Origin of the sequence: Methyloglobulus morosus KoM1, from assembly GCF_000496735.2 — a bacterium.
In the GTDB taxonomy this organism is placed as follows: Bacteria; Pseudomonadota; Gammaproteobacteria; order Methylococcales; family Methylomonadaceae; genus Methyloglobulus; species Methyloglobulus morosus.
On sequence record NZ_AYLO01000041.1, the window covers coordinates 1 to 10565 of the forward strand.

Consider the following 10565-nt stretch of genomic DNA (forward strand, 5'->3'; position numbering starts at 1 on the left):
AATACTGGGATCGCCACAAGATTCCTAAATCATTACGACCTGTTTTAAATGCCCTTCTTAAAGAAAAAATAGCTCGGCTATATAATAAATACGGCATGTTTGAACCAGAATCTCTGCCGTGGCAAACCATACGAGATGCTTTATTTGATACGCCAGACCCAAAATCAAATCATGGAATAATCGACCATATCTTTCGCGATGGTGCACGCACCTATCCAGGACACACAGGTAGTGATTTTGATTGGCCGTCAAAAACAGTTAAAGCTGGAGGTCATGGCGTTCCAGGCGGAGAGAATATGATACGCTTCAATGATGGAAGTGTACGTTATTTCACCATATTTGAAGCGAAGCGAATACAAACTTTCCCCGATGACTTTGTTATTAAAGGTGTATGGGGAGAGGCGATGCGTCAAATTGGTAATGCTGTTCCTGTAATGCTTGCAGAAAAGATAGGGCATAGTTTAGCAAAGGAAATAAAGCGCATAACATTATGCTCAAGCGATTCCACGCAAAAAGCCGCATAACTCGGTGGGGTGAAGAACGAACCTCAGCGTATCATTAGTGCAATTGTAAAACTTTAAAAATGCCCGTGCCTTATTGGCGACTCTCCAGCTTCTACCTCTGCTATTTCGCCACATTAGGTGCGTTCATCCCCTATTGGAGCTTATACCTTAAGGAAAACGGCTTCAATTCCGCTGAAATAGGGCAGTTGTCGGCGCTGTTGGTGGGTACTAAAATCATTGCGCCTAATTTGTGGGGCTGGATTGCCGACCGTAGCCGGAAAAACCTGCGTATCATCCGCTGGACATCGTTTTTTGCGGCGCTCCTGTTTGCGGGTTTTTTGGCAATCCATAACTATGTGGAATTCGCCTGGTTGACCATAGCCTTTAGCTTTTTCTGGAATGCGCCCTTGCCGTTGTATGAGGCGATCACCTTATCCCATTTGCGGGCAGATTCGCATGGCTACAGCCGCATCCGCTTGTGGGGTTCGGTCGGTTTTATACTGACAGTGACGGCAGTCGGTCACTTGCTCGACAGCCATCCCATCGTGCTTTTGCCCTTTTTGATTACCGCTTTATTGGCCATGAATTGGTTGACGACCCTGGCGACACCGGAAAGCCGACACATTGGCCATGACCGCCATCCAATTCGATGGGCCAACATCATCAAGAAACCGGAGGTGATCGCCTTCCTGTTGGTGTATGTGCTGCTCCAATTTGCCCATGCGCCGTATTATGTGTTTTATTCGATTTACCTGAAACAGCATCTTTACTCGACGACGACAACGGGGTTGCTTTGGTCCTTGGGCGTTATCGCCGAGATTGTTTTGTTCCTGTTCATGAAGGGCTTATTGAAACGCTATTCCTTGCGAGGCATCCTATTGACCAGTTTGCTGTTCGCCGTCTTACGTTGGGTGTTGATCGGTGGCTATGTGGACAATACCAGCTTGTTGATAGTCGCCCAACTCCTCCATGCCGCCACCTTCGGAGGGACGCATATCGCGGCGATCCATTTCGTGCATCGCTATTTCGACCAGCATCATCAAAGCAAAGGCCAGGCGTTATATCATAGCTTAAGTTTTGGCCTGGGCGGCATGTTGGGCAGTTTAGCCAGCGGTCATTATTGGGAGTCGCTAGGGTCTCATGTGATCTACTCGACGGCTGCCGTATGCAGCGGCATTGCTTATATAATCGCCTATATATGGGTGGGGCGGAAAGAATGTTGCTACACTTAGGGCGGAATTTCAGGTTAAAAAAACTTGCACCGTCAACCTTTCACCTAGTACCTTAATGATAGGTTTTACTCTTCGGGAAATATCGTGTTTGAAATCATAAAAAGTGGCGGTTGGATGATGTTCCCAATCATTTTAAGTTCGATTATTGCAATGGCTATCATCGTTGAGCGTTTTTGGTCGTTGCAACGGAAGAAGATTTTGCCGCCCGACCTCCTGCCACAAGTACGTAAGCTCTACATGGAAAATAAGCTGGACGATACGACATTACGGAAGCTAAAAGTCAGTTCCCCGCTGGGTTATATTCTGGCGGCTGGCCTTTTCAATAGCCTTCATGACAGGAAAGTCATAAAAGATTGCATGGAAGAAGCGGGGCGGAAGGTCGCGCACGACCTGGAGCGTTATCTCAATGCCTTAGGTACGATTGCGGCGGTGGGTCCATTACTGGGCTTATTAGGTACCGTATTCGGCATGATCGAAATATTTTCGTCGCTGATGAAAAACGGTGCGGGCGATCCCGCGTCCCTGGCGGGCGGGATTTCGATCGCGTTGATTACTACGGCAGCAGGGTTGACAGTGGCCATTCCCAGCCTGATTTTTCATCGGTATTTTGAGCGCTTGGTTGATGAATATGTCATCGGCATGGAAGATGAAGCCTTAAAACTGATCGACATCCTGCACGGCGACCGCGAGGCAAGCTGATGAAATTCCAGCGCAAAAGAAGGGAAAAAGTTGATATCACCTTAATCTCCATGATTGACGTGCTGTTTGTGTTGCTGCTTTTTTTCATGGTTTCGACGACTTTTAACCGCCATACCGAAGTCAAGATAAAGCTGCCGGAAGCCAACGGTAAAGAAGCCGATAATCACCCTAAAAGCGTAAACGTGACCATCGACGAAAAAGGTGTTTACTTCCTGATGAGCGGCAACGAAGGCCAAAGCCGTCGATTGCCCGACCAGAAACGGGAAACGCTAATGCGTGAACTGGTAAGGCTATCTCAGGAAGAAAAAGAGTTACCCTTTATTATCAGTGCCGATGCGAAAACGCCTCACCAATCGGTGATGACCGTGCTGGATGTGGCCGGGCAGGTCGGCTTTGACCACATTACTTTCGCGACGCAGGAATCCGAAGGCTCAGAAGAAACCGACAAATGAAAAAGACGCTGGCTCGCTGGGCTGCGGATGTTTGGTATAAGGATGCCTTTCTCGGCATTTTGTTGTTGCCGTTGGCTTATGTCTTTTCGGACATCGTCAGGGTTAGACGGTTCTTATACCGTAAAGGGTTTTTAAAGTCGCACACATTGCCCGTTCCTGTGATTGTCGTCGGCAATATTACCGTTGGCGGCACAGGTAAAACCCCGTTAGTCATTTGGTTGGCGGAGACGCTGCTCGCATCGGGATATAAGCCTGGCATTATCAGCCGGGGTTACGGTGGCCTATCTGAAACCTGGCCGCAAGTCGTGAACAAACATAGCGATGCCAAAAAAGTTGGCGATGAATCCCTGCTGATAGCCAAACAAACCTGTTTGCCTGTGGTTGTCGGCCCGTCGCGGGTTGAATCGGCAAAAAGGCTGCTGGACGGATTCGATTGCAATGTGATCTTATCGGACGATGGCTTACAGCACTACAAACTGGATCGGGATATTGAAATTGCCGTCATTGATGGCGAGCGACGTTTCGGCAACGGATATTGTTTGCCCGCAGGGCCTTTACGAGAACCTATCGAACGCTTAGGCAGCGTCGATTTCACGGTGGTGAATGGCGACAAATACGCTGACCATGAAGTTTCCATGCGCTTGGTTGGCGATACGGCTGTTAATATACTGACCGATGAACCAAAGCCGCTGCAACAATTCCAAGGGTTGGATTGCCATGCCTTAGCCGGTATCGGGAATCCTGAGCGCTTTTTTAAGCTGCTCGAAATGAATGGCTTGTCGTGCATGACGCACAGTTTTCCAGACCATTACCCGTTTGGCCGTGACGACATAGAATGGGGCGACGACAAACCCGTGCTGATGACCGAAAAAGATGCGGTAAAATGCACCGGATTTGCCAAGCCTTACCATTGGTACGTACCCGTGAAAGCCGTCCCTGAGGCCACTTTCGGGCAACAATTTTTAGACTTACTTAAACAAAAAACATGATAGACAAAAAACTGCTCGACATCCTGGCTTGCCCTCTATGCAAAAGCCGGTTGATTTATAACAAGGCCGATCAAGAGCTTATCTGCAGGGCTGACCGTTTGGCTTTCCCGATCAAGGACGACATTCCCGTGATGCTGGAAGATGAAGCTCGTGTCTTAACGGCCGAAGAAGCCGAAGCCCTATACAAATGACGCTGTGCTTTAAAGTCGTCATTCCTGCCCGCTATGCCTCCACGCGCTTGCCGGGCAAGCCCTTGCTCAACATCGCGGGCAAGCCGATGATCGCCCATGTCTGCGAGAAGGCGCAGCAATCGGGAGCGGAAGAGGTCGTGGTTGCCACCGATGACGAGCGTATCATGCAAACCGTCTCCGATCTCGGTATACGGACTATCATGACAAGACCGGATCACCAAAGCGGCACGGAACGTATTGCCGAAGTTGCCGAACTGTGCGGGTGGTCGGGGGACGATATTATCGTCAACGTACAAGGCGACGAACCCCTCATTCTCCCGGAAATTATCCAGGAACTCGCTGCGGTTTTGGCCGACCAACAGCAATCGGGCATAGCGACAATGGCAGCCAAAATCAGTGATTTTGAGGAAATATTCAACCCTAATGCCGTGAAAGTGGTGTTAAACAAGGACGGCTACGCCTTGTATTTCAGCCGTGCGCCGATCCCGTGGGACAGGGACGGTTTTGCCCAAGAAGATAGGCGGGGTTCTGGGAAAATGGCCTACTACCGGCATATCGGTATGTATGCTTATACGGTCGATTTTCTCAAACGTTATTGCCAGTGGGAACCTTCGGTTTTGGAAACAGTGGAATCCTTGGAACAACTCCGTATTCTTTGGCAGGGTGAAGCGATTAAAGTTAAGGTGGTTGATAAAGCCCCAGCGGCGGGGGTTGATACGGCGGAAGATTTACTTAGGGTTGAGGAGTCAATATTGTGCAACAGGACGACATAAGCCGAACCTGTTTTTCTAGCCCGTCATAGTTGTCAATCGCAGTTGCCTTAACCCAATTTGACATCTCTCATGGGTGACAGTACCTTAGAACGATTTTTTAACGTCCACAGTAATCTGGATTTCTCAAGAGCAGTTAATGGAACAATTTCAGCGCATCAGCCGTTTACCCCCTTACGTTTTCAATATCGTCAATGAGCTTAAAGCCAAGGCGCGGGCGGCGGGCGAGGATATTATCGATTTCGGCATGGGCAATCCAGACCAGCCTACGCCGGACCATATCGTCAATAAGATGTTGGAGGCGACCAAGCGGCCCGATACCCACCGATATTCGATGTCCAAAGGCATACCACGGTTGCGACGGGCGATTTGCAACTGGTACAAGACCCGCTTTGATATTGACCTCAATCCAGAAACAGAAGCCATAGTCACTATCGGCTCGAAAGAAGGTTTGGCGCATTTGGCCTTGGCGACGTTAGGGCCGGGCGATGTGGTGCTGGTGCCGAATCCTGCTTACCCTATCCACCCTTACGGCGTGGTCATTGCCGGAGCGGATGTGCGGCATGTGCCGTTAATTCCAGGCGTCGATTTTTTTGAAGCGTTAGAAACGGCGATCACCGACTCTTGGCCGAAACCGAAAATGCTGATCCTGAACTTTCCCGGCAACCCGACCAGCGGCTGCGTCGAGCTGGATTTCTTCGAGAAAATCATCGCCCTCGCCAAGGAGCATAAGATTTGGGTGGTGCATGACATCGCTTATGTCGATATCGTGTTTGATGGTTATGTCGCGCCGTCCATCCTGCAAGTGCCGGGTGCAAAGGACATTGCCGTGGAGTTTTTTTCCATGTCGAAAAGTTACAACATGCCGGGCTGGCGTGTGGGTTTTATGTGCGGCAATAAGGAACTGGTTTCGGCATTGGCAAGGATCAAATCGTACCTGGATTACGGTACTTTTACGCCAATCCAGATCGCGGCGATTGCCGCCCTGGAAGGGCCGCAGGATTGCGTCCACGAAATTGCGGAGATGTACCGCAAGCGTCGCGACGTGTTGTGCGAAGGTTTGAACTCCATCGGCTGGCCGGTGGAAAAACCCAAAGCTACCATGTTCGTCTGGGCGAAAATCCCGGAAGCTTATCAGGCTATGGGTTCACTGGAGTTTTCCAAGAAGCTATTGCTGGAAGCTAAAGTGGCGGTTGCGCCTGGTATCGGCTTTGGCCAGTACGGTGACGACCATGTCCGCTTCGGCCTGATCGAAAATGAACACCGTACCCGGCAAGCCATTCGAGGTATAAGGCAAATGATGAAGAAGGATGGGGTTATCTAGAATAAAACAAAACAAGTCAGAATAAACTGATTTACTCCGTCCTGCATATTATTTGGAGAGAGTTTTAATATGAATCATTCGATGTCCATCCCGTTTGTAGTCAAATCAGCCGTAGCGGTTATTAGTATGGTAAAAGAAAATGAATGGACAGAAGGTATAAGCGGGCCTTCAGAACGATTAATTAATTTTAAGATAAAAATTGCACCTGATTTTGATTTGTTGACAAAGGAAGGCGCATCACTAAAAGATGTTGAATGTAGCCTCACAGTTAAAAATGGCGATTATTACAATGAGCATACCGATGCCAATAAAGCAATTGGTGTTTTTGTATATAGAAAACATGAAGACGAATATTCTTCGGATGAAGAAAATATATTCGCTTCAGTTGTCATTGATGATTCTTTTTTTTCAGAATTATTTTCACTTGTATTAAGCGGACGTAGTCCACAAAAAATAATGATATATGCGCGCGATCTTGAATATGGCCGTGATTTTGAAGGTCAAGATGCAGTACTTGATACTTCGAGGAAGAATGGTATCAACCTTGTTGATATTGTTACTTTTGAAATGGCGTCCGTCGTTGAAAATCTCAAATTTATTGAGGGAGAAAGTGCTTCTTTTGAATCCAAGATTTTAGATTTAATGCGTAGTTTTAAAAGCCTAATTCACAAAGAATTGGCTTTGTATAGATTTGCTTTTGTTATTATTATCGGATTATTGCTTCTTAAATAAAGGCCGTAAGGCGCATTCCGTAGGGGGGGGATTGGTCGCGCAACGTGGTTGGGTTTTGGTTGCCACTTTTGTTTGGCCGCGGCGTAATCCGCCGAATGTGTGGTGTACCCTTATCATGCGGCGGATTACGGCGCAGTTGCGTGATTGCGGTTGATACCAATATTTCGGGACGCAGGAGCGTCATGAAATGAATTCCCACGCGGAGCATGGGAACTATTAAAAAATTAATGAAATAAAAATATTTAGAAGGCATTATTTTGAAACCCGTAAAAATAGGCATCATCGGCTTAGGCACGGTTGGCGGTGGCACGGTTAACGTGCTGAAACGCAACGCCGAAGAAATCGCCCGCAGGGCAGGGCGGCAGATCGTCATCACCCGCGCGTCCGCCAAGGATTTAACCAAGCAACGTATATGCGACACCCAAGGCATAGCCTTGACGACCGACCCTTACGAAATCATCAGCGACCCGGAAATCGAGATTGTCCTGGAGTTGATCGGCGGTGCAGGCGCAGTCAAAGACATGGTGCTGGCGGCGATTGCCAACCATAAACATGTCGTGACCGCCAATAAGTCGCTGATTGCCTTACACGGTAACGAGATTTTTGCCAAGGCCAGCGAGCAAGGCGTAATCGTCGCCTTTGAAGCGGCAGTCGCGGGAGGCATTCCGATTATTAAAGCCATTCGTGAAGGGCTGAGCGGCAACCAAATCCAATGGCTTGCCGGGATTATCAACGGTACGGGCAATTTCATCCTGACCGAAATGCGCGACAAAGGCCGCGATTTTTACGACGTGCTGGCGGAAGCGCAAGCCCTAGGCTATGCCGAAGCCGATCCGACTTTTGACGTGGAAGGCATCGATGCCGGACATAAGCTGACGATTCTGGCCTCCATCGCCTTCGGGATTCCCTTGCAGTTCGATAAGGTCTACACTGAAGGCATTACCCAGGTTACCCGCGCCGATGTGGAATATGCCGAGCAATTAGGCTATCGCATCAAGCATCTGGGCATAGCCCGTAAGACGCAGGAAGGTATTGAATTACGGGTGCATCCCACGCTGATACCCGAACGCCGCTTGATCGCCAATGTCAACGGCGTGATGAACGCCATCGTGGTCAAAGGCGATGCGGTGGGGCCTACGCTGTATTACGGTGCCGGTGCGGGTGCCGATCCGACCGCTTCATCGGTTGTGGCGGATGTGATTGATGTCGTGCGGGCGTTAACCAGCGACCCTGAAAACCGGGTGCCGCATTTGGCCTTCCAAGCCGATGCCTTGCACAATATTCCGGTGTTGCCGTCGCAGCAATTCAAAACCGCTTACTATTTACGCTTAAATGCGGAAGACAAGCCCGGCGTGCTGGCCGACGTGACCCGTATCCTGGCAAAGCATCAGATCAGCATCGATGCTATTATCCAGAAAAAACCGACGGATGACAGGGCGTTAGTCCCCATCATCCTGTTAACGCAAATCACCCTAGAAAATGAAATGAATGCGGCTATTGCCGAGATGGAAGCCTTGCCGACTGTAACAGGTAGGGTTAACCGCATTCGCCTGGAAACCCTTGGATAAATAAATTTAAGTATAACCATGTCTACACATTACACAGGTTTAATAAACCGATACCGTGACCGCCTGCCCGTCAAAGACAACACCCGCATCATAAGCTTGAACGAAGGCAATACGCCCTTGATTAAGTTAAACAACATCCCAAGAATGATCGGCAAGGATGTTGATATATACGTCAAATTTGAAGGCCTGAACCCGACCGGATCGTTCAAGGACCGGGGCATGACGATGGCGATCACCCAAGCGGTCAGTGAAGGCAGCAAGGCCGTGATTTGCGCCTCAACGGGCAACACCTCGGCTTCCGCTGCCGCTTATGCGGCACGGGCAGGCATCAAGGCCTTCGTGTTGATTCCCGACGGTAAGATCGCAATGGGTAAGCTGGCGCAAACCCTGATGTACGATGCCACCATCATCCAGATCAACGGCAATTTCGACCAAGGCATGAACCTGGTCAAAGAAATCGCCGACCATGCACCCGTGACGATCGTCAACTCCATTAACCCTTATCGCTTGCAAGGGCAGAAAACTGCGTCGTTCGAGATTATCGACGACTTGGGCGATGCGCCGGATTACCATTGTCTGCCGGTAGGTAACGCCGGTAACATCTCGGCTTATTGGATGGGTTACAAGGAATATTCCACCGATACCGCCACCCACAAGGCGGTTACCCATAAACGCCCGGTGATGTGCGGCTATCAAGCGGCTGGCGCGGCACCGTTCCTGGCAGGCCATCCGGTCGAAAACCCCGAAACCGTCGCCACCGCCATCCGCATCGGCAATCCGCAATCCTGGGATTTGGCCTGGGCGGCGCATAATGAATCCGGCGGTTGGTTCGACAAATTCAGCGACGATGAGATATTAACTGCACAAAAACTGCTGGCGCAATACGAAGGCATCTTCTGCGAACCCGCCTCGGCAATATCGATTGCTGGTGCGATGCAAGACATCAAATCCGGCAAAATTCCCGAAGGCAGCAAAGTCGTCTGCACGCTGACGGGAGTGGGGCTAAAAGACCCCGATACCGCGATTAAACAATGCGCTGCCGCGCATCCAGTGACGATAGAAGCGGAATTGAATGCGGTCAAGAAGGCGATTTTGGATAATATGTGATGGGTTGGTTTAGGTTTAAATTTTGTAGGGTGCGTTTTACGCACCAAATGAATCAGGGTTGATACGGAGAGATGGTATCTACAATTAACCCATCTTACGAGTTATCGATTTAATTTAGATATGTTTTTTCAATATTTTTACGGTACCAGGAAGTGCTTATTATGAAAAATAAAAATCCCTATAAAATTATTGTTTACTTACTGATTAGCTTTATTTTTATTAAGGTTCCCGCAGAAGCGGCGACAGATTCTGCAGCTATAAAGCACCAGCAAGCTGTTTTAATTAGTACTAGTAACTGGATTTTAAAACAAGCATTCCTAAATAAAACAAGTGGTTTGCAGGTGCAGGGTCGGGGTATAGTTGGTCGCTTATTAAGTGATGATGTCAGCGGTGAACGCCATCAACGCTTTATTCTGCGCTTAGCTAACAAGCAAACTTTATTGATTGCGCATAATATAGATATTGCTCCGCGTCTCGTTGGCTTGAAGCCAGGCGATACGGTTACTTTTTATGGTCTATATGAATGGAACAGTAAAGGTGGTCTTATTCATTGGACTCATCATGACCCGGATGGCAACCATGTCAATGGCTGGTTAAGGTATCGAGGGAAGATTTATCAGTAGTTGGTCATGCGCAATGACGGAAAGGTATTGCACTTTATGTTTGTATCCATAGGGTGGAATAAGCCCAGCAATTCCGCCTTGCATTATTCAAACGCATCAATTAATTTCAATTCGCTTCCGAATTCCTTTGGGCATTTCCAGTGTGGTCCTGTCCCAGCTTTCTAAGTCTAAAATGTCGTCCAGACATTGTTCCAATCTGATGGGCTTGTTTGGTTGCCTCGGCAATCCGGCGGTGCACCTGTATTTGTGCAGGGTTATCAACTGAACTATCCGACGATAGCCCTGACAAATTTGCGTTTTTCAGCATCGACTAAGTACCTTGGCGGTATGCAAGCACATGCCGAACAGCGTATAAAAGGACTTAAAGGGTATGGG

General features: G+C 48.8%; 14 protein-coding genes. 13 read left to right on the top strand and 1 reads right to left on the bottom strand.

Going from position 1 to position 10565, the window contains the following annotated elements; genetic code table 11:
• The 9 genes from MGMO_RS05565 to MGMO_RS05605 all read left to right on the top strand — a co-directional run.
• Positions 1 to 524, top strand: a 524-nt coding sequence (locus MGMO_RS05565) for a DNA cytosine methyltransferase (RefSeq protein WP_161808466.1), incomplete at its 5' end; no start/stop codon positions are given.
• A 59-nt stretch (positions 525 to 583) separates the two neighbouring features.
• The gene (locus MGMO_RS05570) at positions 584 to 1735 is read left to right on the top strand and encodes an MFS transporter (protein WP_023494063.1); all 1152 of its coding nucleotides are present in this window, start codon (positions 584 to 586) and stop codon (positions 1733 to 1735) included.
• 84 nt (positions 1736 to 1819) lie between these two features.
• Entirely contained in the window at positions 1820 to 2434 is a 615-nt protein-coding gene (locus MGMO_RS05575; RefSeq protein ID WP_036307044.1) for a MotA/TolQ/ExbB proton channel family protein, read from the top strand.
• Entirely contained in the window at positions 2434 to 2886 is a 453-nt protein-coding gene (locus MGMO_RS05580) for an ExbD/TolR family protein (protein WP_023494065.1), read from the top strand. The genes MGMO_RS05575 and MGMO_RS05580 overlap by 1 nt, the downstream gene beginning before the upstream one ends.
• On the top strand, positions 2883 to 3875 hold the full coding sequence (lpxK, locus tag MGMO_RS05585) for a tetraacyldisaccharide 4'-kinase (protein WP_023494066.1): 993 nt from the start codon (positions 2883 to 2885) through the stop codon (positions 3873 to 3875). Before MGMO_RS05580 ends, lpxK begins: the two co-directional genes overlap by 4 nt.
• Positions 3872 to 4066: a Trm112 family protein gene (locus MGMO_RS05590; protein ID WP_023494067.1), complete on the top strand. Its 195-nt coding sequence runs from the start codon at positions 3872 to 3874 to the stop codon at positions 4064 to 4066. Before lpxK ends, MGMO_RS05590 begins: the two co-directional genes overlap by 4 nt.
• Positions 4063 to 4839: a 3-deoxy-manno-octulosonate cytidylyltransferase gene (gene kdsB / locus MGMO_RS05595; protein WP_023494068.1), complete on the top strand. Its 777-nt coding sequence runs from the start codon at positions 4063 to 4065 to the stop codon at positions 4837 to 4839. Before MGMO_RS05590 ends, kdsB begins: the two co-directional genes overlap by 4 nt.
• 136 nt (positions 4840 to 4975) lie before the next feature.
• Positions 4976 to 6160 carry an alanine transaminase gene (gene alaC / locus MGMO_RS05600; RefSeq protein WP_023494069.1) on the top strand — a complete coding sequence of 395 codons (1185 nt, stop codon included), beginning with the start codon at positions 4976 to 4978 and terminating at the stop codon, positions 6158 to 6160.
• Between the two features lie 69 nt (positions 6161 to 6229).
• Positions 6230 to 6892 (top strand): hypothetical protein, encoded by a 663-nt coding sequence (locus MGMO_RS05605; protein WP_023494070.1) that lies wholly within the window; start codon positions 6230 to 6232, stop codon positions 6890 to 6892.
• Here the strand turns inward: MGMO_RS05605 and MGMO_RS05610 are convergent.
• Entirely contained in the window at positions 6885 to 7076 is a 192-nt protein-coding gene (locus MGMO_RS05610) for a hypothetical protein (protein ID WP_152976300.1), read from the bottom strand. The two genes, MGMO_RS05605 and MGMO_RS05610, sit on opposite strands and share 8 nt — an antisense overlap.
• A 73-nt stretch (positions 7077 to 7149) precedes the next feature.
• On the opposite strand from MGMO_RS05610, the gene MGMO_RS05615 reads away from it, so the two are divergent.
• From MGMO_RS05615 to MGMO_RS20515, 4 genes are all read left to right on the top strand, one after another.
• Positions 7150 to 8460, top strand: a complete 1311-nt coding sequence (locus tag MGMO_RS05615; protein ID WP_023494071.1) for a homoserine dehydrogenase — start codon at positions 7150 to 7152, stop codon at positions 8458 to 8460.
• Positions 8461 to 8478: 18 nt separating this feature from the next.
• Positions 8479 to 9567: a threonine synthase gene (thrC, locus tag MGMO_RS05620; protein ID WP_023494072.1), complete on the top strand. Its 1089-nt coding sequence runs from the start codon at positions 8479 to 8481 to the stop codon at positions 9565 to 9567.
• A gap of 161 nt (positions 9568 to 9728) precedes the next feature.
• On the top strand, positions 9729 to 10190 hold the full coding sequence (locus MGMO_RS05625) for a DUF3465 domain-containing protein (protein ID WP_023494073.1): 462 nt from the start codon (positions 9729 to 9731) through the stop codon (positions 10188 to 10190).
• A gap of 186 nt (positions 10191 to 10376) precedes the next feature.
• On the top strand, positions 10377 to 10565 hold a 189-nt coding region (locus tag MGMO_RS20515; protein WP_235557239.1), incomplete at its 3' end, for a hypothetical protein.